The sequence below is a fragment of the Streptomyces luteolifulvus genome, from assembly GCF_008806595.1.
In the GTDB taxonomy this organism is placed as follows: Bacteria; Actinomycetota; Actinomycetes; order Streptomycetales; family Streptomycetaceae; genus Streptomyces; species Streptomyces luteolifulvus.
The window spans coordinates 252,076-273,434 of sequence record NZ_VZRB01000004.1 but is presented as its reverse complement, the minus strand read 5'-3'; the positions used below and the strand labels follow the sequence as shown (position 1 = coordinate 273,434).

The 21,359-nt window shown below is 71.4% G+C and carries 18 protein-coding genes and 1 tRNA gene; 10 read left to right on the top strand and 9 right to left on the bottom strand.

Annotated features, from left to right (window positions below):
• Positions 1-28: 28 nt before the first annotated feature.
• Complete coding sequence (locus tag F7R91_RS08250; RefSeq protein WP_150946048.1) at positions 29-766, top strand: TerD family protein; 738 nt, start codon at positions 29-31, stop codon at positions 764-766.
• Between the two features lie 48 nt (positions 767-814).
• Here F7R91_RS08250 and F7R91_RS08245 read toward each other — a convergent pair whose 3' ends face one another.
• Positions 815-1,648 carry a TerD family protein gene (locus F7R91_RS08245; protein ID WP_150946046.1) on the bottom strand — a complete coding sequence of 278 codons (834 nt, stop codon included), beginning with the start codon at positions 1,646-1,648 and terminating at the stop codon, positions 815-817.
• A gap of 173 nt (positions 1,649-1,821) precedes the next feature.
• Here F7R91_RS08245 and F7R91_RS08240 point away from each other — a divergent pair, with 173 nt between their 5' ends.
• Genes F7R91_RS08240 through F7R91_RS08230 form a run of 3 tightly spaced genes read left to right on the top strand, consistent with a single transcriptional unit; the run spans position 1,822 to position 6,370 of the window.
• The gene (locus tag F7R91_RS08240; protein WP_150946044.1) at positions 1,822-3,006 is read left to right on the top strand and encodes an HpcH/HpaI aldolase/citrate lyase family protein; all 1,185 of its coding nucleotides are present in this window, start codon (positions 1,822-1,824) and stop codon (positions 3,004-3,006) included.
• A 14-nt stretch (positions 3,007-3,020) separates the two neighbouring features.
• The gene (locus tag F7R91_RS08235; protein WP_150946042.1) at positions 3,021-5,543 is read left to right on the top strand and encodes a phosphoribosyltransferase; all 2,523 of its coding nucleotides are present in this window, start codon (positions 3,021-3,023) and stop codon (positions 5,541-5,543) included.
• Positions 5,543-6,370, top strand: coding sequence for an HAD family hydrolase (locus F7R91_RS08230; RefSeq protein WP_150946039.1), 828 nt, complete (start codon positions 5,543-5,545; stop codon positions 6,368-6,370). The genes F7R91_RS08235 and F7R91_RS08230 overlap by 1 nt, the downstream gene beginning before the upstream one ends.
• A gap of 29 nt (positions 6,371-6,399) precedes the next feature.
• On the opposite strand, the gene F7R91_RS08225 is transcribed toward F7R91_RS08230, so the two are convergent.
• A complete protein-coding gene (locus F7R91_RS08225; protein ID WP_150946037.1) occupies positions 6,400-6,621 on the bottom strand; it encodes an FmdB family zinc ribbon protein in 222 nt (73 codons plus the stop codon).
• Between the two features lie 1,276 nt (positions 6,622-7,897).
• On the opposite strand from F7R91_RS08225, the gene F7R91_RS08220 reads away from it, so the two are divergent.
• The 3 genes from F7R91_RS08220 to F7R91_RS08210 all read left to right on the top strand — a co-directional run bounded on the left by F7R91_RS08220 (position 7,898) and on the right by F7R91_RS08210 (position 12,719).
• Complete coding sequence (locus F7R91_RS08220; RefSeq protein WP_150946256.1) at positions 7,898-10,087, top strand: transglycosylase domain-containing protein; 2,190 nt, start codon at positions 7,898-7,900, stop codon at positions 10,085-10,087.
• 37 nt (positions 10,088-10,124) lie between these two features.
• A complete protein-coding gene (locus F7R91_RS08215; RefSeq protein WP_150946035.1) occupies positions 10,125-11,420 on the top strand; it encodes a polysaccharide deacetylase family protein in 1,296 nt (431 codons plus the stop codon).
• Between the two features lie 141 nt (positions 11,421-11,561).
• On the top strand, positions 11,562-12,719 hold the full coding sequence (locus F7R91_RS08210) for an amidase domain-containing protein (RefSeq protein WP_202424813.1): 1,158 nt from the start codon (positions 11,562-11,564) through the stop codon (positions 12,717-12,719).
• 49 nt (positions 12,720-12,768) lie between these two features.
• Here F7R91_RS08210 and F7R91_RS08205 read toward each other — a convergent pair whose 3' ends face one another.
• Both F7R91_RS08205 and F7R91_RS41910 read right to left on the bottom strand, forming a co-directional pair.
• The gene (locus F7R91_RS08205) at positions 12,769-14,157 is read right to left on the bottom strand and encodes a hypothetical protein (RefSeq protein WP_150946032.1); all 1,389 of its coding nucleotides are present in this window, start codon (positions 14,155-14,157) and stop codon (positions 12,769-12,771) included.
• Positions 14,158-14,237: 80 nt separating this feature from the next.
• Positions 14,238-14,408, bottom strand: a complete 171-nt coding sequence (locus tag F7R91_RS41910; RefSeq protein WP_191971401.1) for a hypothetical protein — start codon at positions 14,406-14,408, stop codon at positions 14,238-14,240.
• Between the two features lie 20 nt (positions 14,409-14,428).
• Here F7R91_RS41910 and F7R91_RS08200 point away from each other — a divergent pair.
• Positions 14,429-14,500: transfer RNA gene (locus F7R91_RS08200), tRNA-Val, on the top strand.
• Between the two features lie 53 nt (positions 14,501-14,553).
• On the opposite strand, the gene F7R91_RS08195 is transcribed toward F7R91_RS08200, so the two are convergent.
• Positions 14,554-14,880 (bottom strand): hypothetical protein, encoded by a 327-nt coding sequence (locus tag F7R91_RS08195; RefSeq protein ID WP_150946029.1) that lies wholly within the window; start codon positions 14,878-14,880, stop codon positions 14,554-14,556.
• 95 nt (positions 14,881-14,975) lie between these two features.
• Between F7R91_RS08195 and F7R91_RS08190 the strand changes: the two genes are divergently transcribed.
• Positions 14,976-15,401, top strand: coding sequence for a VOC family protein (locus F7R91_RS08190; protein ID WP_150946027.1), 426 nt, complete (start codon positions 14,976-14,978; stop codon positions 15,399-15,401).
• Between the two features lie 59 nt (positions 15,402-15,460).
• Here the strand turns inward: F7R91_RS08190 and F7R91_RS08185 are convergent, their stop codons facing one another.
• A complete protein-coding gene (locus tag F7R91_RS08185; RefSeq protein WP_150946025.1) occupies positions 15,461-16,366 on the bottom strand; it encodes a ketopantoate reductase family protein in 906 nt (301 codons plus the stop codon).
• An 85-nt stretch (positions 16,367-16,451) separates the two neighbouring features.
• Between F7R91_RS08185 and F7R91_RS08180 the strand changes: the two genes are divergently transcribed.
• The gene (locus F7R91_RS08180; protein WP_150946024.1) at positions 16,452-16,682 is read left to right on the top strand and encodes a DUF2277 domain-containing protein; all 231 of its coding nucleotides are present in this window, start codon (positions 16,452-16,454) and stop codon (positions 16,680-16,682) included.
• 128 nt (positions 16,683-16,810) lie between these two features.
• Here F7R91_RS08180 and F7R91_RS08175 read toward each other — a convergent pair whose 3' ends face one another.
• The 3 genes from F7R91_RS08175 to F7R91_RS08165 all read right to left on the bottom strand — a co-directional run bounded on the left by F7R91_RS08175 (position 16,811) and on the right by F7R91_RS08165 (position 21,290).
• On the bottom strand, positions 16,811-17,467 hold the full coding sequence (locus F7R91_RS08175; protein ID WP_191971400.1) for a DedA family protein: 657 nt from the start codon (positions 17,465-17,467) through the stop codon (positions 16,811-16,813).
• A gap of 41 nt (positions 17,468-17,508) precedes the next feature.
• Positions 17,509-19,515 (bottom strand): FAD/NAD(P)-binding protein, encoded by a 2,007-nt coding sequence (locus tag F7R91_RS08170; RefSeq protein ID WP_408056016.1) that lies wholly within the window; start codon positions 19,513-19,515, stop codon positions 17,509-17,511.
• Between the two features lie 137 nt (positions 19,516-19,652).
• A complete protein-coding gene (locus tag F7R91_RS08165; protein WP_150946020.1) occupies positions 19,653-21,290 on the bottom strand; it encodes an alkaline phosphatase D family protein in 1,638 nt (545 codons plus the stop codon).
• Between the last annotated feature and the right edge of the window lie 69 nt (positions 21,291-21,359).

Here is a 21,359-nt window from a genome sequence, read left to right as displayed (position 1 = left end):
CGGTTTATCCGTGGACGTGGGGGCGGGAATGGGGTTCTTGGACGGACTGTGGCCCGGGCGGGCCGCCGACTTCGACTCGGGCAGCGCGGCGACCAACGCGATCGAGCTGACCAAACGGCATCACCAGGTCTCCCTCACCAAGCAGGGCGCGGCCACCGGGCATCTGCGCATCAACCTGAACTGGCGGATGCGGACGTCCGACATCGGCGGCTCCCAGCGGGAGAGTCTGCTGCGGCACCCCTTCAAGGCACTCAAGCCTCCGGAGGTGCTCGGGCACAGCCAGAGCATGGTCAATGTCGACCTCGACCTGGGGTGCCTGTACGAGCTGACGGACGGCACGAAGGGGGTCGTCCAGCCGCTCGGGGGGTACTTCGGGGACGTCAATGCTCCGCCGTTCGTCAAGCTGAGCGGGGACGACCGGTTCGGGTCGGCGTCGGGGGAGACGATGTACGTCAACCTCGACCATCGTGACGCCATCAAGCGACTGCTGGTCTTTGTCTACATCTATGACCAGACGCCGGCGTTCGACCGTACGCACGCGATCGTCACGCTCTTCCCCAGCAACGGGCCCCGGATCGAGATCGGTCTCGACGAGCGGCATCCGCAGGCTCGGTCCTGTGCGGTGGTGATGATCGAGAACGTGAAGGGCGAGATGGTGGTGCGGCGCGAGGTGAAGTTCGTGTACGGGTTCCAGGCGGAGATCGACCGGTTGTACGGGTGGGGGTTGCAGTGGGGGCGGGGGTACAAGGCGAAGGCGGAACGCTGACGCTGTGTCCTGGCTGGTTCGCCCAAGAACTCGGAGGGTGGGCTGCTGCTAACGCCCGATGAACTGGGGGCCCTGCGGCGGCAGGCGGAAGTCCGGGTTCGGTAGCGTCGTCGCGGCCGGCGGGTAGCCGTAGCCGGACTGTGCGGCCGTCACCGCGGGTGCCGCCGGCTGCGGGTAGCCGTATGCCGGCTGTGTGGTCGGCTGGGGGTAGCCGTACGCCGACTGGGGCGGGACTGCCGTCGGCTGTTCCGGAGGCAGGGGGCGGGACACCTCGGGTGCCGTCTGTGCCGGAGCCGTCCACTGCGGGGCCGCGGGTTCGGCCGGCTCCTCCGTCGTCTCCGACTCGTCGACCGAGATGCCGAAGTCCGTGGCCAGGCCCTTCAGGCCGTTCGAGTAGCCCTCGCCCAGCGCGCGGAACTTCCAGCCCTCCCCGCGGCGGTACAGCTCGCCGCAGATCAGCGCGGTCTCCGCGCCCGTCTCCGGCTTGATGTCGAAGTGGGCCAGCGGTTCGCCGTCGGCGACCGAGGCGTCGTACAGCAGGATGCGCAGGGCCCGTACGCGGTCGAACGTGGTGCCGTCCGCCGAGGCGACCAGCAGGATCTGGCCGACTCCGGACTCGACGCCGGCCAGGTCTGTCTGGATCGTGTCGGTCAGGCCCTCGGCGATGCGTTTCTTGCCGAGCCGCCAGACCTTCCCGGAGGGGTGCCGGGGCTGGTTGTAGAAGACGAAGTCCTCGTCGGAGCGCACACGGCCGTCGGGACCGAGGAGCAGTGCCGAGGCGTCGACGTCCGGAACCCCCTGCCCGGGCGTCCAGCGCAGCACGGCGCGCACCGTGGCGGCTTCGATCGGGACGTTCGACCCCTTCAGCATCGCGTGCGTCATGCGATCATCCTGCCCTCTCGGTCCTGATCACGACAATGCGGGGTACTCGCTCCGACAGAGCCGGGTTACCTGGAATTCATGCCCGGCGGGAACGTCTGACATGGATCCCTACGTACTATTACCGGCCACCTGTAAAAAGCACAGGGGCCGCTCAGTCACCACGGGGGAGTTCTATGCGTCATTTCGGGCACATCGCCCCTGAGGTGCGGCAGCGTCTGTTCCACCGGGAACCGTGCGGGTTCACCGCGGACTCCCCGGCCCGGCTGCTGTCCGCGGCCCTCGGGGCCACGCTCTACAGTCCGGCCACCCGGCCGCGGCTGGCCGAGGACATCGTCAAGCAGACCGGGCGCGGCGTCGTCTCGATGGTGCTGTGCCTGGAGGACTCGATCGGCGACGAGGACGTCGCGGACGGTGAGGAGAACCTCGTACGCCAGTTCGCCGATCTCGCCGATCTCGCCGGACGGGACGGCGTGGACCTGCCGCTGCTGTTCATCCGGGTGCGGGTGCCCGAGCAGATCCCCGATCTGGTACGGCGTCTCGGCCCCGCCGTCCGGCTGCTGTCCGGATTCGTGCTGCCGAAGTTCACCGAGGAGCGCGGCATCCCGTTCCTGGAGGCCCTGGCGACGGCCGAGGCGGACAGTGGCCGGCGGCTGTTCGCCATGCCGGTGCTGGAGTCGCCCGAGCTGCTGTACCGGGAGTCCCGTGTGGACACCCTGGAGGGCATCTCCCGCGCGGTCGGCAAGTACCGCGACCGGGTGCTCGCGCTGCGCCTCGGCGTGACCGACTTCTGCTCCTCCTACGGGCTGCGCCGGGCGCCCGACATGACGGCGTACGACGTCCAGATCGTCGCCTCCGTCATCGCCGACGTGGTGAACATGCTGGGGCGGGCCGACGGCACCGGCTTCACGGTGACCGGGCCGGTGTGGGAGTACTTCCGCGTCCAGGAGCGCATGTTCAAGCCACAGCTGCGGCGCAGCCCCTTCCTGGAGGGGCAGGCCGAGGAACTGCGCGAGGCGCTGATCGAGCACGCGATGGACGGGCTGCTGCGCGAGATCGCCCTCGACCAGGCCAACGGCCTGCTCGGCAAGACCTGCATCCACCCCTCCCATGTGCTCCCCGTGCACGCCCTGTCCGTGGTCAGTCACGAGGAGTTCAGCGACGCGCAGGACATCCTGCGGCCCGAAAGCGGCGGCGGGGGTGTGCTCAGATCGGCGTACACGAACAAAATGAATGAAGTGAAGCCGCACCGCGCCTGGGCGGAGCGGACCGTGCTGCGCGCCGAGGTCTTCGGTGTGGCGAACGAGGACATCGGCTTCGTGGAGCTCCTCGCGGCCGGCATACCGGCCGACAACCGCTGACTAGCAAGGGACGCATGAACAAGGCAGTGAACAACGGGGTCTGGTCGGGCAGCTGGGTCGCCGAGCGGCTCGGTGTCGAGCTCGCCGGGGACGGCAGGCTGACCGAACTGGTGGGGCTTGCGCTGCGCCGCAACCCGAAGCGGGCGCATCTGCTCGTGTCCAACGTGCTCGGCAAGCACGTACCGCAGTCGCCGTCCGTCGTGTACGGCCACGGGTTCGCGCTCGGCCGCCGGGTGCGCGAGCTGCTCGGCGCCGAGCAGGCGGGCAGAGCGGTCGTCGTCGGCTATGCGGAGACCGCCACCGGTCTCGGGCACTCGGTCGCCGACGGGCTGGGCCTCGCCCCCTATCTGCACTCCACCCGCCGCCCGGTCCCCGGTGTCACCACGGCGGGCGGCTTCGAGGAGTCCCACTCCCACGCCACCTCCCATCTGCTGCTGCCGGAGGATCCCGCGCTGCTCGCGGGGGACGGCCCGCTGGTCCTCGTCGACGACGAGTTCTCCACCGGGAACACGGTGCTGAACACCGTCCGGGATCTTCATCAGCGGTATCCGCGGCGGCGGTATGTCGTGGTGGCGTTGATCGATATGCGGTCGCCGGCGGATGCCGGGCAACTGGAGGACTTCGCGCGGGAGATCGGCGCGCGGGTCGATTTGGTGGCGGCGGCCTCGGGGACGGTACGGCTGCCGGACGGGGTGTTGGAGAAGGGGCAGGAGCTGGTGGCGCGGTACGAGGCCGACAGCCTTGAAGCCGACGGTCCGATCGACTCCGCAGGGGCGCGGGGAACTGCGCGACCCGCCCAGGGCGACCCGCACTCGGACGACCACGGCATGCCCCACGGACCTGTCCAACGCGTCGATCTGTGCTGGCCCGCCGGCCTCCCTGATGGCGGCCGCCACGGGTTCACGCCCGCACACCGCACCCGTCTGGAAGGCGCCCTCCCCGCCATGGCCGCCCGCTTGGCCGAGGCGCTCCCCGCTGACACGCGGAGCGTGCTCGTGCTCGGCTTCGAGGAACTGATGTACGCGCCGCTGCGGCTCGCCCGTGAGCTGGAGCGGGTCGCGCGCGCCGAGGTCCGCTACTCCACCACCACCCGCTCTCCCGTCCTCGCGGTCGACGACCCCGGCTACGCGATACGCAGCCGCCTCGTCTTCCCCGCCCACGACGACCCCGGCGACGGCCCCGGCGAGCGCTACGCCTACAACGTCGCGGGCGCCGACTTCGACGCCGTGGTCGCCGTCGTCGACTCGACCGCCGACACGCCCGCACTGCACGCGCCGGACGGCCTGCTGGCCCAGCTCGCCGCACATGTCCCGCACGTCCTGCTCACCGTCGTCCCGTCCTACGTCCCCGAGCCGCCGTCCGCACCCGAAAGGCCCTCCATGCTGCCCGAGCCCCTTCGCGGCCCCGCCTTCTCCTCGTATCCGCCCGAGGAGGTCGGCTGGCTTCTCCAGGACCTCTCGGACGTGACGCTGGAGGCGCCGACCGAGGAGCGCGAGGAGGCGATCCAGAGCGGCGGCGCGCACTACGCGGAGTCGCTGCCGGTGGAGTACCAGCCGACCGAGCAGTACCAGGAGCTGTTCCACGCGGCACTGGAGGAGACCGCGGCGCGGCTCGCGCAGGCCGTCGGTGCCGTGACGGAGATCGTGCTCGCCGAGCGGTCGCCCCGGCCCGTCCTGGTCTCCCTGGCCCGCGCGGGCACGCCCGTCGGCGTCCTGATGCGCCGCTGGGCCCGGTTCCGGTACGGGCTCGACCTGCCGCACTACGCCGTGTCGATCGTGCGGGGCCGCGGCATCGACGCCAACGCGCTGCGCTGGCTGGCCACCCACCACGACCCCTCCGAGGTCGTCTTCGTCGACGGCTGGACCGGCAAGGGCGCCATCACCCGCGAACTCGCCGACGCCCTGAAGGAGTTCGAGGCGGCCGAGGGCATCACCGGCTTCGACCCGGAGATCGCGGTGCTCGCCGACCCGGGCTCCTGCGTGCGGACCTACGGCACCCGCGAGGACTACCTCATCCCCTCGGCCTGCCTCAACTCCACCGTCTCGGGCCTGATCTCGCGGACCGTGCTGCGCGCGGACCTCGTCGGCCCGGACGACTACCACGGCGCGAAGTTCTACCGCGAACTCGCCGGCGCCGATGTGTCGCTGGAATTCCTGGACGCGGTCACCGCCCGCTTCCCGGAGGTCGCCGACGCGGTCGACGCGCAGGCCAAGGAACTGCTGTCCGCCGACCGCAGCCCGACCTGGGCGGGCTGGAAGGCCGTCGAGCGCATCAGCGAGGAGTACGGCATCCACGATGTGAACCTCGTCAAGCCGGGCGTCGGCGAGACCACCCGGGTGCTGCTGCGCCGGGTGCCGTGGAAGATCCTGGCGCGGGCCGGAGCGGGCGCCGACCTGGACCACGTACGCCTCCTCGCCGAGCAGAGAGGCGTACCGGTCGAGGAGGTCGACGAACTGCCGTACACCTGTGTGGGACTGATCCACCCCAAGTACACGCGCGGTGCGACGGGCGCCGACGGCAAGGCGGTGACGGTCTGATGCCGGTGCTGGTGGCGAGCGACCTCGACCGTACGCTCATCTACTCGGCCGCGGCCCTCGCGCTGACCATGCCGGACGCGCGGGCGCCCCGGCTGCTGTGCGTCGAGGTGCACGAGAGCAGGCCGCTGTCCTACATGACCGAGACGGCCGCGGCGCTGCTGACGGACCTCGGGGACGCCGCGGTGTTCGTGCCGACGACGACCCGCACCCGTAAGCAGTACCAGCGCATCAACCTGCCGGGCCCGGCACCCGCGTACGCGATCTGCGCCAACGGCGGGCACCTGCTGGTGGACGGCGTGACCGACCTGGACTGGCACGCGCGCGTGAAGGCCCGGCTGGACGACGAGTGCGCGCCGCTCGATGAGGTGCGTGAGCACCTGATGGCGGCGGCGGACCCGCTGTGGGTGCGCAAGCACCGGATCGCCGAGGACCTCTTCGCCTACCTCGTCGTCGAGCGCGAACTGCTGCCCGACGAGTGGGTGAAGGAGCTCGCGGTGTGGGCGGAGAACCGCGGCTGGACCGTGTCGTTGCAGGGCCGCAAGGTCTACGCCGTGCCCAAACCGCTCACCAAGAGCGCCGCCCTGCACGAGGTTGCCCGCCGCACCGGCGCCGACCTCACGCTCGCCGCCGGGGACTCCCTCCTCGACGCCGACCTGCTGCTTGCGGCGGACCGGGGCTGGCGTCCGGGCCACGGCGAGCTGGCCGACAGTGCGTGGACGGCACCGGCGGTCAGCGCACTGCCGGAGCGAGGCGTGCTGGCCGGGGAGCGCATCCTGCGGGAGTTCCTGAAGGCGACGCGCGGCGAGGCCGCCGGGAGCGGAAGCTGAAGATCTGCTGAAGATAGGCGGACGGCGGGTCAGCCTCCGCAGCAGCCGCCTCCGCAGCAGCCGCCCCCGCCGCCCGTGCGGGGCGCGGCCGCCGGGGCCTTCGCCGCGCCGCCGACGGCCACGGTCGACAGCAGTTTGACCGTGTCGCCATGCCCGGAAGGGCAGGTCGCCGGGGCGGAGGACTCCGCCATCGGGCGGCTCAGTTCGAAGGTGTCGCCGCAGGTCCGGCAGCGGTATTCGTAGCGAGGCATGCGCTCAGGTTAACGGGAGCGGCACGCTCGGAGAGTTGCGTGGCTCACAGCTTCCACTTCTGTCCGATCGCGGGTCGAACAATTCGAAAAAATCGCTGGTAATTTGTGGATGCCGCGAGGAGGCCATACGGCCGGGGGAACTGGGGGGCTCGCAGCCGAGAGGTCGGCCGCTGCATCTACCCGCGCGAGCAAGACTGTGTGCGGAGGGAGAGGCGTGACCGAGGCAGGACAGGGGGAAGGCGTCGAGGGAGGCCGCGGGCCGCGTGGTCCCCGGGAGACGCCGTGGCGTTCCTTCCGCCGACGCGGGCAGGACGACGCGCGGGCGGAGGCGACCGAAGAGGCTCCCGCCGGGGAGGCGGAGGCGCCCCCGCCGGCGGACGAGACCATGCAGCTGAAGGTCGACGAGCTGCGGGCCGACCATGCGCTGCAGGCAGACCGCGCGGAGGAGGGCCGGCCCGCGAAGGCGGACCGGACTGCGCGGAACCAGCAGAACGCCGCCCGGAACCAGCAGAACGACCGGACGCCCAGAGCGGGGACTCCGGGGAGCGACGGGACTCAGAGAGCCGGGGCTCCGGGGACCGACGGCGGTTCGAGAACCGGCGGAGCCCCGAGAGGTGGAGCTCCGGGGGCCGACGAGGGTTCGAGAACCGGCGGGGCTCCGAGAGCTGGAGCTCCGGGGACCGGCGGAGCTCCGAAGGCCGGGGCTCCGCGGACCGGTCGGCTTCCCCAGTCCGACCGGACCCAGCAGTCCGGCCGGGGCCAGCAGTCCGACCGCAACCAGCATCCCGGCCGCCCTGCCCAGCCGGCCGCTCCGAAGGCCGGCCGGACCCCCGAGGCCGACCCCTCGGCTCCCAAGGTCCCGCCGCCGGCCGACGAGACCATGCAGCTGAAGGTCGACCAACTGCGGGCCGGCCACGCGCAGAAGGCCGACCGCGATGCCGAGGCGGGCCGGACCGGGAAGGCCGGGACCCCGAGGTCCACAACCCCGACGTCCGCGACCCCGACATCCACAACCCCGAAGGCGGGGACTCCGGCGGCCGGGGCGCCGAGACCCGGCACTCCGAAGGCCACGCCTCCGCGGCCCGGAACCCCGAACACCCGGACTCCGAAGCCCGGTACCGCCAAGCCCGGTACCGCCAAGCCCGGTACCGCCAAGCCTGGTGCCGCCAAGCCCGGTGCCGCCAAGCCCGGTACTCCCGAGCCCGGCACCCCGAAAGCCGACCCGACCCCGAAGTCCGGGCGCGCTGCCAAGGCCCACCCCCCGGCCGACGAGACCATGCAGCTCAAGGTCGACTCGTTGCGTGCCGACGCGGAGGCGCCCCCGCCGGCGGACGAGACCATGCAGCTGAAGGTCGACTCGCTGCGGGCCGGGCATGCCTCCAAGTCGGGCATGCCGGACCTGCCCGCCCGGTCGGCCCGGCGTCGCAAGGCGCCGCCGTCCGTGCTCGTGCGTATCGCCGCTGTCCTCAGGCCGCTCCTCGCCCCGGCGGCCGCCCGGCTGGCCCCGCTCGTCGAAGGGGTCACGCCGTACGCCCGCAAGCTGCGGCCGCTGTACCCGCGTCCCGGCCGCACCGGCTGGCGCCGCTGGATACCCTCCTGGCGGCAGTCGCTGGGAGCCGTGCTGTCCTCCCTGGGGCTGACCAGCCTGCTGCTGACCATCGCCTACGCCGCCACCGACATACCGGACAACCTGAACACGTACGCCACCCAGCAGGACAACGTCTTCTTCTGGTCCGACGGCACCCCGATGGCCCGTACCGGCTGGGTGCAGCGGCAGGAGATGCCGCTGAAGGACATCCCGGACGACGTCCGCTGGGCGGTGCTGGCCGCGGAGAACGCGAGCTTCTACTCCGACCCGGGCATCTCCGTCAGCGGCATCGGCCGCGCCCTGTGGCGCACCGTCGGCGAGGGCGACACCCAGGGCGGCTCCACCATCACCCAGCAGTACGTGAAGAACGTCTATCTGAGCCAGGACCGCTCGGTCGGCCGTAAGTTCACCGAGGCGATGATCGCCCTCAAGCTCGACAACAAGATGAGCAAGGACAAGATCCTCGAAAACTACCTCAACACCAGCTGGTTCGGCCGCGGCACCTACGGCATCCAGCGCGCCGCCCAGGCCTACTACGGCAAGGACGTGCGCCAGCTCAACGCCAGTGAGGCCGCCTTCCTCGCCTCCCTGCTGAAGGGCGCCGGCCTCTACGACCCCGTACGCAGCCAGGAGAACCACGACCGGGCCGTCGAGCGCTGGGAGTGGATCCTCGACCGCATGGTGGACCTCGGCAAGCTGTCGCCCACCGAGCGCGCCACGTACAAGTCCTTCCCGGAGCCCCTCAAGCAGTCCCGCACCTACGACACCGGCAAGCAGTCCGACTACCTCGTCGAACTCGCAACCCAGTACGCCAAGAAGACCGCACACATATCGGACAAGGAGTTCGACCTGGGCGGCTACCAGATCTACACCACCTTCGACCGCACCCGGGAGGCCGAGCTCACCGCCGCCGTGGCCAAGGCACGCAAGGAGGCCAAGCGGGACAGCCCGGCCAGGGCGAAGACCGCCCACTACGGCGCCGCCTCGGTCACCGCCGACGGCAGGATCCTCGCGATCTACGGCGGCCCGGACCACCGTATCCAGGGCTTCAACGAGTCCAACGCCACCACCGTCCCGGCGGGCACGGCGTTCGTCCCCTTCGTCTATGCCGCGGCCCTGGAGCACGGGGTCACCAAGACCCGCGACGGAATCGCGGCGCCCGTCACCCCGGACACGGTCTACAACGGCGACAACGCCATTGCGGTCACGACGCCCGAGGGTCCCTACTGGGACCGCAGCGGCAAGCAGGTCAAAGCCCGCAACGACGGCGAGAAGGACTGGGGGCAGATCAGTCTGCGCACCGCGCTCGCCCAGTCGGTGAACACGACGTTCATGCAGCTCGGCATGGACACCGGCCTGCCCAATGTGCGCAAGACCGCCGAGGCGGCCGGGTTCCTCCCGTCCAGCTTCGGCCGGCAGGTGCCCGAACTGTCCCTGGGCAGCGCGACACCCAGCGCGCTGCGCATGGCGACCGGCTACGCCACGTTCGACGCCGACGGCAAGCACACCGAGCCGTACTCGGTCAGCCGGATCACCCGCAACGGCTCCAAGGTCGCACTGGACCGGCCGAAGCCGCGCACCGCGATGAGCGCCGAAACCGCCCGCGCGGTCACCGAGGGGCTCACGGAGTCGTACCGCCTGGCCCATGACACCGACGCCCCCGGCACGGCGACCGTGGCGGGCAAGGCCGGTACCACGCAGGACGACACGGCCGCCTGGTACGTCGGCACGAACAAGTCCGTGTCGACCGCCGTCGTCGTCTACCGCATCGACCTGACCAAGAGCCTGGAACCTTTGCCGCTCAAGGGAGTCGCCGGCCCGAACGCCACCGACGCCCCCTACGACATCTGGTTCAGAGCCATGAGCCCCCTCGGCTGAACGCAGCGCACCCGCAACCCCGAAGAATGAGCCGCCCATGAAGCCCCGCACCCAGTCGGCATCCGGCCGCCGTCGAAAAGCCCCCGCTCCCCGCCGTACCACCCGGCCCGGGTTTCTGACCCTGGCCGCCCTTCTCGTCGTGGCCTCGCTCGTCGCGGGCTATCTGGCCCTGAACCGCTCGGACAACACCGCACCGACCGCGTCCTCCGGCAAGGACCCCGGCAAGAACCCCTCGCCGGGGGCAAGCAAGGAACCTGAGTGGGACGGTGAGACGCAGGTGCTGGGGGACGGCTCCACCTCGTACACGGGCCCCCAGGAAGGCCAGTTGAAGCCGGAGCGGCTCAAGTCGGGCCAGAAGCCGCCCCAGTTCGTCGTCTTCTCCTGGGACGGCGCGCTGGCGGGCGACGACAACCTCTTCTCGCACTACCGGGAGCTGGCCAAGGAGTACAACGCCCATATGACCTTCTTCCTCACAGGCATCTATCTGCTGCCCAAGAGCAAGAAGGACCTCTACCAGCCCCCGCAGCACCCCAAGGGCTCCGCGGCCATCAGCTTCCCCACCGACGAGCACATACGCACCACGCTGGAGCAACTCGGCAAGGCGTACGACGACGGCAACGAGATCGGCACCCACTTCAACGGCCACTTCTGCGAGAAGAAGGGCGGCGGCGAATGGAGCGTCGCGGAGTGGAAGAGCGAGATCGACCAGTTCTTCTCGATCGTGGAGAACTGGAAGACCAACACCGGTTACGAGGACGTCGACCCGCTGCCCTTCGACTTCAAGAAGGAGGTCACGGGCGGCCGGGCGCCCTGTCTGGAGGGCCAGCAGAACCTGCTGAAGGCCATGAAGAGCTACGGCTGGCGCTACGACGCCAGTTCTCCGGGCGACTACCAGATATGGCCGGTGAAGAGGAACGGCATCTGGGACTTCCCGCTGCAGATGCTCCCGTACGAGGGCGGCAGCTACCAGGGCCTGTCCATGGACTTCAACTTCCTCTACAACCAGTCCGAGGGCGAGACCAACGGCGACCCGGCCAAGTACCCCGAGTGGCAGCAGCAGACCCTCGACGCCTACATGGCCGGCTTCAACCGCGTGTACTTCGGCAGCCGGGCCCCGCTGTTCATCGGCAACCACTTCGAGGAATGGAACGGCGGCATCTACATGAACGCCGTCGACCAGGTCATCAAGAACGTGTGCACCAAGAAGGACGTCAAGTGCGTGTCCTTCAAGGAACTTGCCGACTGGATGGACGCGCAGAAACCGGACACCTTGGAGCGGTTGCGCAGCCTGGACCCGGCACAGAACCCCGACTGGTCGACGGTGGTGAAGTGACCGGACCTCAGGAGCGTACGAAGGAGTAACCAAACCTCAACCGCAGCCCTCTTCACATCATGCACACAGTGCGTGGGAAGATTCGCTTCCCGGCTTCCCCAGTGCCGGGACAGAGGGGAATCTTCAGTGAAGTCAAGGAAATTGAGCCGTACGCGGCGCCGCGCCACCATACTCGGGGCAGCCGCCGCCTCGGTCGTCGCGGGAGCGGCGCTGCTGCCCAACTGGAGCGCGGGCGCCTCCGTCGTCGACGACCCGACGGTGGACGCGCAGACCAAGGCGACCTTTCAGCGTCTGGCGGACGCGGTCTTCACCGACCGCACGGACGCCCTGGTGACCGGAGGGCAGGGCAACCGTGAGAAGCCGCTGACCGGCGGTTTCTCCGGGGATGTCCGAGTGTCGTCCGGCGTGGCCGACCGGGAGGACACCGGCCTGTCCTCGCTGGACCGGCGCAAGGCACGTCTCGCCAAACTCGGCGAGCAGTACAGCAAGGCCAGCACCTCCGTCACCCTGGACGCCACGCGTGTGACGGGTCGTACGGCCAAGGCCGCGGTCACCGAGACCACGACCCTGACCTATGCGAAGGTCCGCGGCAACGAGCCGAGGACCACCGGGTTCCAGGCCCACCACGAGCTGACGTTCACCGCCGACCGGCAGGGCAACTGGCAGCTGACCGGTATCCGTGACACCGACCAGGGCCTCGCGGTGAACACGCTGTCCAAGCCGTCCGTCAGGGCGACGACGACGGACGACACGATGCCGAACGCCCCCCGCGCGGCGACCTCCTGGCCGGCACCGTCCAAGCCCAAGACGCTGACCGGCGCCGCGCTGGACTACAAGGCCATGGCGACGTACGCGGAGAAGTACTGGCGCAACTACAACCCGGAGTACCCGGACTACAACGGTCAGGGCGCGGGCGGTGACTGCACCAACTTCGTCAGTCAGTCGCTGAAGGCGGGCGGTTGGAAGCATGTGCCGGGGTATGTGTACGACTACACCAAGTGGTTCGGCAACGCGAGCATCCAGTCGCACTCGTTCGTCGGCGTCAACGAGTGGTCCTGGTTCGCTCAGAACTCCAAGCGGACCACCCCCCTCACCAACGTCTACCAGCTGGCCGTCGGTGACGTGCTCCAGGTGGACTTCGACAAGGACGGGTCCAAGGACCACACGATGATCGTCACGTACCGCAGCCCGTCGGGCGTGCCGTATGTGACCTACCACTCCAACAACACCTTCCGCAGGTCGGTGGCGAGCATCGTCGCGTCGTACCCGAACGCGGCGTACTACGCCTACCGCACCTGACGGGTGTCCTCGGCGGGGGCCGGCCCAGGCGTGATCCAAACGGTGGGCCCTAGTGGCCGGCTCCCCGCTCTTCCCGGATCCGGGAGACCACCCCGGCCACCGTCCGGCGTACCGCCTCCGTCTCCGTGAGGAAGTGCCAGTAGTCGGGGTGGCGGCCCTCCTCCAGCGTGCCGATGGCGCGTTCCAGCCGGGCGACCGCGTCGTCCAGCGGGCGCGCGTCCCGCGGATCGGGCGTGTTGCGGCCGGCCATCGCCAGCCGCTGCGCGTCCCGGATCGCGAACCGGGTCCGGTCGATCTCCTGCCGCGGGTCCTTCTGCACGGCGTTGAGCCGCCGCAGCCGGTCCCCGGCCGCCGACACGGCCTCGTCGGTCGTGTTGAGCAGCGCCCGCACCGTCGACAGCAGCGCGGTCGCGTCCGGCCAGCGCTGCGCGTCCCGCGCGGCCTGCGCCTCCTTCAGCTTCAGCTCGGCCTGCCGTACGGCGTCCGCGGCCTGCTCCGGCACATGCTGGAGGTCCTGCCAGCAGGCGGCCGTGAACCGCCGCCGCAGCTCGCTCAGCACCGGCTCGACCTGACCCGCGCGGGTCGTCAGCGCCTCGGCGCGGGTGCGCAGCGAGACGAGCCGGTGGTCGATCTCGGCGGCCCGCTCCGGCAGCCGCTCGGCCTCCGCCCGGACCGCCCCGGCCTCCCGGGCCACCCGCTCGGCACGCTCCAGCGTCTGCGGCACGCCGTGTTGCCCGGCGCCCTGGTTGAGCCGGGTGAGCTCCGGCCCGAGGGCGGCGAGCCGGGCGGCGAGATCGTCCGCCCTCAGGCCCGAACCGCGGACCGCGCCCAGCGCGTTCGAGGCGGCCAGCAGCCCCTGCCGGGCCCGCTCGACGGCGGGCGCCAGCCGGGCGAGCTGCGTCTCGGCCTTGCCGAGCAGCGGCTCCAGCCCCTGGGCGAAACGGTCCAGCTCCTGTTTGACGCGACCCAGCTCGTCCTTGGCGGCGGTCAGCTCGGCGCGGGCCCGCGCCGCAGTGTGTGCGTCCAGGTCGTCGCGGTCGAGATCGTGCGCGTCCACGGCGTTGATGTACTGGTGGCTGACCTCGTCGATGCGCCTGCCGAGCGCCTCGAAGTCGGCGACCGCCCGGCGGGCGGCCGGGGAGTCGTCCACGGCCGTGATCGTCTCCACCGAGATCCGCAGATCGCGCTGGGCGGTGTCCAGCTCGTAGAACGCGGCCGCGGCGGCGTCCTTCGCGGCCTGCGCCTCGGCCCGCTGGCTGTCGGCCCGCCCGCCGAACCAGCGCCGGGTGCCGCCGCCGGCGAACGCGACGGGCAGCGCGAGCGCGGCGACGAGGGGCAGGCCGATCAGGGTGAGGGTGTCGCGGAGCGCGTGACGTCCGGGACGGTGGTGTGCGCGCGGCACCAACGGCGAATTCGGCTGCGAAGGTGTCGCCGTCACATCCCTCTCCCGTGCTGTCATCCGTCCCGGCCGGTGCCAGTGTCATTCTCCCACCGGATAAGGACGAACACACGGGCCGGTCAGTTCGTCGTCCGGCCGGTGACTTTGCCGTCGCGGGTGTGCGCGGACACGATGGGTGAGCCGGCCTCGAGGTCCGGTACGGCACCGAGTTCGAGCCCCTGTACGCCGCCCGCGATACGGGGTGCGATGGGGGGTGCGATACGGGTTTGCAGGACAGGGGGCCGGGCCATGTAGGCTGTCGACTCGTCTCGGGTGCGTAGCTCAGGGGTAGAGCGCCTGCCTTACAAGCAGGATGTCGGCGGTTCGAAACCGTCCGCGCCCACATCGGAAGACCCCGGCCGATCACGGCCGGGGTCTTCCACGTTCGGTTCTCCTTCAGCTCTCCCGCGCGTGCTTCACCTGCATACGGGCATCCGCGCGCTCCGCGGTCGCGACCTCCGCCCAGAAACGGTGCGTGCTGACGAAGACGGCGAGCTCGTGCTCCCGCTGCCGCAGCTTCTCCACCTCGGCCTGCTCGTCGGTGGTCCAACCGGGGGAGGCGGGGCGTTCCACCTTGCGCCAGCCGTTGTCGTCGCTGAAGCCGTCCAGGGGCTCGACCGACCAGGGCAGCCGTTTGAGCAGGGCCGACAGCTCGGCCCGGACCTGATGCAGCTCCTCCTGACCGGCGAGGAGGTCACTCGGAAAGTCATGGGTCGTAGCCACGAGGCAATGCTACGCCTGTTCGATTTTGGGTGGCGAGTTCCTTCCCGGGGTTCCTGCGAAACGCGCGTCTCTCCGGTGCGCGGCACAGTGGAGGCATGGACGCAGACGGCAGGAACACGCTGGCCAGGGGACGCGTGGCGACCAGGCTTCCCGCCCAGGACCTGGACCGGGCGCGGCGCTTCTACTCCGAGACGCTCGGCCTTGAGCCCGTCGACGAACGGCCCGGTGGGCTGCTGTACCGGTGCGGAGGGGTGGACTTCGCGCTGTTCCGGTCGGTGGGAGCCTCGCCCGGCACCTTCACCCAGATGGGGTGGGAGGTCGACGACATCGAGACGGTCGTCTCGCAGCTCCAGCAGCGCGGCGTGGTGTTCGAGGAGGTCGATCTGCCCGGGTTGCGGACGAAGGACGGGATCGCCGACATCGAAGGCAACTACCCCAGCAAGGGAGCGCGGGGGGAACGCGCCGCCTGGTTCCGCGACAGCGAGGGGAACCTGCTGGGCATCGGCGAGCCGGTCCGCTGAGACAGTCCCTGGGCGGACCCGGCCGAGGGAACCGGCCGGGGCCGCCCGTCGCCGGGCCGTCAGTGGCCGGCGGTCCTCAACTCCCGTACCAGGCGCGCCGTGACGGGCACCGCCACCCCGTGCCGTTCGGCCGCCCGCAGCAACGCCCCGCCGATCGCGTCGAGTTCGAGGGGGCGACCCGCCTCCGCATCGCGCTGCATCGAGGACTTCGTGTGGGCCGGGAACGCGTCGTAGCGGGCGAGTGCCTGTGCCGGGTCCGCGGGGGCGCCGCACGCGGAGCTCACCACGGCGGCCTCCGCCACCAGGGCCGTCAACTCCTCGCGGTACAGCGTCCGTACGTCACCCAGCGCAAGCGCATGGCGCGTCGTCAGCAGCGCGAAGGGCGCGAGGAAGGACATCTTCGCCCACAGCGCCGCGGTCTCGTCCGCCAGCACTCGGGTGACCGGGCCGGCGTCCGCCAGGACCTGCGCCAGGGCGTCGAGACGCTTCCGGGGGACCGCATCGCCCGTCAGGTCGACCTCGACGAAGGGACTGCCGTGTTCGATCACTCCCGGAGCCACCCGAGTGGACTCCACCCGGATGACGGCCGGGGCCACCCGGTCGGGACGGTAACGGGCGCGCAGGGCCGCCGGATGCTCGACTCCGTTCAGCAGCGGTACGACGAGGCCGTCGCCCAGAGCTGCCGGCGGGACGCGGTCGAGGGCGGCGTCGAGGGACGTCTGCTTGACCGCGACCAGGCACGCGTCGACCGGTTCGCGCAGCTCGGTGTCCGCCTCGACACGGGCCGTGAAGTCGCCGAACTGCCCGCTGCGGACGCGGACGCCTGATGCACGCAGCGTGCGGGCCGTCTCTTCGCCGGCCAGGCAGATCACCCGGTGCCCGGACCGGGCGAGCAGCGCGGCGAGCAGGCCGCCCGTGCCGCCGGGCCCCAGTATCGCCACCGTGAGTGCGTCGTTCGCCGTCATGGGTTCGTTCCCTTTCGTCGGTCGGCCCCGGGACGGTGGCCGCCTGAGGATCGATCATCGCAGGCGTTGGTGTGAGACTGGGGGTATGTGCCGGAGCATCAAGACACTTCGTCCGCCCGTCCTGCCCGAGGAGGCGACGGAAGCGGAGATTCGGGCCGCTGCGTTGCAGTACGTGCGGAAGGTGTCCGGGTTCCGGGCGCCCGCCGCGCACAACCGGGAGGTTTTCGACCGTGCGGTGGAGGTGATCGCGGAGGCCACGGCGGAGCTGCTGGCGGGGCTGGAGGTACGGGGTCAGGCCGCGCGGCGGGCCAGTTAGCGCGCGGCGCGTTGCGTCCGGTCCCGCTGTGCTGCCGGGGGCCGGGTCCCGCTGCCCGGCGCTGACGGGATGCCGCCTCCCTCGGGACGGGAGCCGCCCCGGCGGCACGACTGCCCGCAGCCGGGCGGCTACGCCGGCTGCCGCCGCACCACGTACGCCGCCCCCGCCCCCGCCCCGAACAGCGCCACCAGCGACACCCCCGTCGCCAGCCACGTCGCCCCGAGCCACTGCGCGCCGAAGTAGCCGAGGGCGACGCTGTACGCCGCCCAGGCGATGCCCGCGAGCGCGGACCAGGGCAGGAACTCACGAACGCGGCGGTGCGCGGCGCCCGCCACCAGGGAGACGACCGAGCGCCCGGCCGGCGCGAAGCGGGCGAGGACGACCAGCGCGCCGCCGCCCTGGGACAGCGCACCGCCGAGACGTTCCTGCGCGGTGGTCAGCCGACGGGAGCGCGCTATCGCCCGGTCCAGACGTTTCCCGCCGCGCCAGGCCAGCCGGTAGGCCACCAGGTCGCCCAGTACCGAGGCGGTCGCGGCGCAGAAGATCAGGGCCATGATGTCGGGGACCTCGTGGGGGACCCGGCCGGTCGCCGCGCCGGAGCCCGCGGCCGCCGCCGTGGCGGCGGTGATGACGAGCACACCGCTCGGCAGCACCGGAAGGAAGACATCCAAAAGGACCGACAGTGCGACCATGGCGTAGATCCATGGGCTGCCGGTCAGCGACCCCACGCTCTCGAGACTCTCGAGCACCCTCAACACTCCCCGTGTTTCCCCCGTGACAGCCATACAGCGTACGCGGCGGGTGTGACAGAAGGTTAACGGGTGTCTCACGTGTTCGGCAGGGAGTGTTCACTCAGCGGGGAGAGACGGTCCCTCAGTGTGAACGCGAGCCAGTCCGCTTCCGCTCGCGGCCGCATCCGAGGCCGCGTCCCGCCCGCGGCCGTACGCAGCGCGGCCCTCGCCACCGCGTCGGCGTCGGACAGCGTGACCGAGTCCACGCCCGGCCGCGCGCCCGCGGCGGTCACCCAGTGCACGCCCTCCGTGGGCACCCCGAAGGCGAACCGCCGCGGATGCGCCCGCCCTTGACGGTCGAGCACACGGTACGGCCGCCGTGTCACGTCCAGCCCTCCGGTTTCGTATCCGTCGACGGTGTGGGGGCGGCACTGGCCGGCCTCCAGCAGACGGGCGAGGAGCTGGTCGGCGGTGCGGCGCAGATCCGGTACCGGCAGCCGTGCCTCGACCAGCGTGGTCACCCGGACCGCCGAGCCGGGCACCTCCGGGGAGCACGCCACCCAGACCCCGCGCTCCTCTCGCACCTCCAGCCGGGGCCCGAGCACCTCCAGCACGCCCTCCTCCACCAGCGCGGCCAGCTCCTCGATCCGCCGACGGGGCGGGCCGATGGACAGGAAGGCGTTGAGCGGGGTGTACCAGCGGTCCAGGTGGTCCCGGCGGGAGGGGCCGGCGAGCCCGCCGTGGTCGACGATCCGCCGCAGTTCGTTGCGCAGGTCCCGCAGCACGTCGAGGGCCGCCTTGAGGGGGCCGGCGACATTGCCGAGGGCCGCTTGCGCTGCGTCCTGCCAAAGGTGCACGAGCAGCCAGTCCCGCCAGGCGTCCCGGTCGCGGAAGCTGTGGCCCGCGTACGGCCGGGAGATCCGGTCCCAGGACCAGCGCTCCTCCCGCGCCACCCCGAACTCGTCCAGCACGGCGGCCTCTTGGGGGCCGCCGTGCGGTGTGGCGAGGAAGCGCTCCCGGAACGGTGGGGCGAACTCCGGCTTTCCGGCCCCGACCAGGGCCTCGTAGTAGACCGTCTCCACCTCCTTCGCCACCAGCGGCCATATCTCGGTGAGGAAGTCCGGTGCCTCGCCGGAGTCGGCGTGCTTGCGGAAGCGGGCGATCGTCTCGCCGGTGAGCAGATGGGGGAGGTGACGGCCGTAGGGGCCCTTCTCGTTGTCCCCGCGGGCCTGGTACGGGACGCCGCGCCGCGACCCGGCGTACAGGCGGGGCTCCCGACCGGAGGGCACATAGCGCAACCGTCCGTCGTCCGCACGGTCGAAGCGGCCGCCGCGGCCGGTCGTCAGCAGGGCCATGTGGTCGAAGAAGTTGAGGCCCAGGCCGCGCAGCAGAACGGGTTCGTCCGGCGTGATGCCCGACAGGTCGACGTCGGCCGGGTTGGCGGGCGGGACATGGCGCAGGCCGTGGCGTTCGGCGTACGCGGCCGGCCGCAGCTGTGCCGTGTCCGCGGCCACCGGCAGATGCCCCTGCGCGAGGACGACGGCCGCGAGGCCGCTCAGGGTGCGGCCGTCGTCGAGGGTGAGGGACTGGCGGCCGTCGGGGGCGTCGTCGAGGCGTACCGCGCGTGCCGCGTGCGTCTCGACGCGCACCCCGGCCGGCGCCTCCCGCGCCGTCTTCGCGAACACCCACTCCAGATAGCGGCCGTAGTGGGCGCGGGTCGGGTAGTCGTCCGGGCCCAGCTCGCCGTCCGCCCACTCGTGCAGGCTGGGGCCCGGCCGGACCGGGCCCGAGCAGTCCACGCTGTCGTCGGTGAACAGGGTCACCTGGCAGGCCACGGTGTTCATCAGCAGTTCGGCCGGCTGCGCGGTGCGCCAGACACGGCCGGGGCCGGGCGGCGCCGGATCGATGACGTGTACTGTCAACTGCCCGTCCGGCGACAGGAGTTCGGGTGCGGAGGCGCACAGCCGTTCCAGCACGCTGGTGCCGCGCGGCCCGGCACCGACCACGGCTATGGAGACGGGTGCAGGGTCTGTTGTCGATGCGGACACGACAGGCAAAAAGCACAAAACAGAGGCTCCCGGGCGTGGGGGGACGCGTGGCAGCGGACGCACCGCCCGTCGGAAGCGGACGGTCCGCCTCATCATGCCGTCGGGAGGGTGGCGGGCAGAGCCCGGGGTGGCTCCGGTGTGGGATGCGTCATGAGCATCCCCGGCCACAACACACAGGCGCAACAGGCGGATTACGGGGCGAGTTCGGACTCCGTCACGGTCGTCAGCCGCGTCCCACCGCCGTCCGCCGCTTGCGCCTGTTCGAGCCGCAGCCGGGCCGAACGGCCGCTGAGCGTCAGCGTCATGAGCTGATTGCCGAACCAAGGCCCGCCGGTCTTGCGCCATTTCACGGGCGGGCGCGGACTGCGCGCATGACGGGCGAAGCTCCGGCCGAGGGCGCGGGCCACCGCGCTCCAGCCGAAGCGGAAGCCGAGCCGTATCGACAGCGGGATGGAGTTGTGGACGGGGGAGCAGGTCAGCTGGACCACCCGGGCGTCCGGTGTCCGGGCCGGCCACCGCGGCTCGGCGATGTACGCGTGATGGACGTCCCCGGAGAGTACGCACACCGTCGCCGGTGCCCCGGGCCCCGAACCGGCCTCGGCGATCAGCTCGGTGAGCGCGGCGAACGATGCCGGGAACGCCGCCCAGTGCTCCAGATCGGCCCCGCGCCGCAGATCCTCCCCGAACCGCGCCCAGCGAGCGCCCTTCTCGCCCCGGCACAGAGCCGCGTTCCACACCTCGGCGTCGTGCACCAGGTGCGGCAGCAGCCAGGGCAGCGAGGTGCCGATGAGGAGGTGGTCGCAGGTTCCGGGCGCGTCCAGCGCCTGTTCGCGCAGCCAGTCCGCCTCGCCTGGGTCGAGCATCGCGCGGCTTTCCTCGTCGAGGACGCGGGCCGCCCGGGTGTCCACCATCAGCAGGCGTACGCGGCCGAAGTCGCGTCGGTAGCTCCAGCGCACCGAGGCCGGGTCGGAGTCGGCCCGGCAGGCGAAGGCGCGTACGGCGTCCGTGCCGTCCGGGGTCTCGCGGACGGCCGCGTAGAGCGGGTCGGCGGAGAGTTCGGCGGGGGAGAGGTTGCCGAGGTGCTGGTGCACCCAGTACGACATCAGCCCGCTCAGCAGCCGCTCCCGCCACCACGGGGTGGCGCGCATGTCGGCGAGCCAGGAGGCGGAGGTGTTCCAGTCGTCGATGACATCGTGGTCGTCGAAGATCATGCAGCTGGGGACGGTGGACAGCAGCCAGCGGACCTCGGGGTCGAGCCACGATTCGTAGTAGAGGCGGGTGTACTCCTCGTAGTCGGCGACCTCCTTGCCGGGCGGGTCGCTCAGATCGCGGCGGGCGGCCAGCCAGCGCTGGGTGGCCTCGGAGGTCTCGTCGGCGTACACCTGGTCGCCGAGCAGCAGCAGGACGTCGGGCCGTTCGCCCTCCGGGTCGGCCGCGATCCGGGCCGCCAGCGTGTCCAGGGCGTCCGGGCCCACCGGGTCGTGCCCGTCGGCGGGCGCCGCCGCCCAGCGGCAGGAGCCGAAGGCCACCCGCAGGCCGTCGCCCTCGCCCGGGGTGCGGATCACCGACGGCGGGAGGGGCGAGTCCGGCAGCGGCCACACACGGGTGCCGTCGAGGAACACCTCGTACGACCGTGCCGTGCCCGGTGCGAGGCCGCTCACCGGCACCAGGGCGTAGTGGTGGCCCGCGACCTGGAAGGTGGTGGCCGAGCCCTGGGCGCCGTCCGGGCAGCGCACCTCGGCGGTGCAGGGGCGGCTCGCCTCGACCCAGACGGTCGCGGTCGACCCGTCGGCGTATCTCAGCAGTGGTCCAAGGCGCAGTCCCGCCACGTGATCACCCTCCTCCGTCGCCCCGTACGGTACGGAACGACGGAGGTCAGTGGCGAGATCCAGCGCGGA

Bases quoted from the DNA above. Each gene is read 5' to 3' on its own strand.
- F7R91_RS08250 (WP_150946048.1), top strand. From the start codon at position 29: ATGGGGTTCTTGGACGGACTGTGGCCCGGGCGGGCCGCCGACTTCGAC.
- F7R91_RS08245 (WP_150946046.1), bottom strand. From the start codon at position 1,648: ATGACGCACGCGATGCTGAAGGGGTCGAACGTCCCGATCGAAGCCGCC.
- F7R91_RS08240 (WP_150946044.1), top strand. From the start codon at position 1,822: ATGCGTCATTTCGGGCACATCGCCCCTGAGGTGCGGCAGCGTCTGTTC.
- F7R91_RS08235 (WP_150946042.1), top strand. From the start codon at position 3,021: ATGAACAAGGCAGTGAACAACGGGGTCTGGTCGGGCAGCTGGGTCGCC.
- F7R91_RS08230 (WP_150946039.1), top strand. From the start codon at position 5,543: ATGCCGGTGCTGGTGGCGAGCGACCTCGACCGTACGCTCATCTACTCG.
- F7R91_RS08225 (WP_150946037.1), bottom strand. From the start codon at position 6,621: ATGCCTCGCTACGAATACCGCTGCCGGACCTGCGGCGACACCTTCGAA.
- F7R91_RS08220 (WP_150946256.1), top strand. From the start codon at position 7,898: ATGCAGCTCAAGGTCGACTCGTTGCGTGCCGACGCGGAGGCGCCCCCG.
- F7R91_RS08215 (WP_150946035.1), top strand. From the start codon at position 10,125: ATGAAGCCCCGCACCCAGTCGGCATCCGGCCGCCGTCGAAAAGCCCCC.
- F7R91_RS41910 (WP_191971401.1), bottom strand. From the start codon at position 14,408: ATGGCCCGGCCCCCTGTCCTGCAAACCCGTATCGCACCCCCCATCGCA.
- F7R91_RS08190 (WP_150946027.1), top strand. From the start codon at position 14,976: ATGGACGCAGACGGCAGGAACACGCTGGCCAGGGGACGCGTGGCGACC.
- F7R91_RS08185 (WP_150946025.1), bottom strand. From the start codon at position 16,366: ATGACGGCGAACGACGCACTCACGGTGGCGATACTGGGGCCCGGCGGC.
- F7R91_RS08180 (WP_150946024.1), top strand. From the start codon at position 16,452: ATGTGCCGGAGCATCAAGACACTTCGTCCGCCCGTCCTGCCCGAGGAG.
- F7R91_RS08175 (WP_191971400.1), bottom strand. From the start codon at position 17,467: ATGGCTGTCACGGGGGAAACACGGGGAGTGTTGAGGGTGCTCGAGAGT.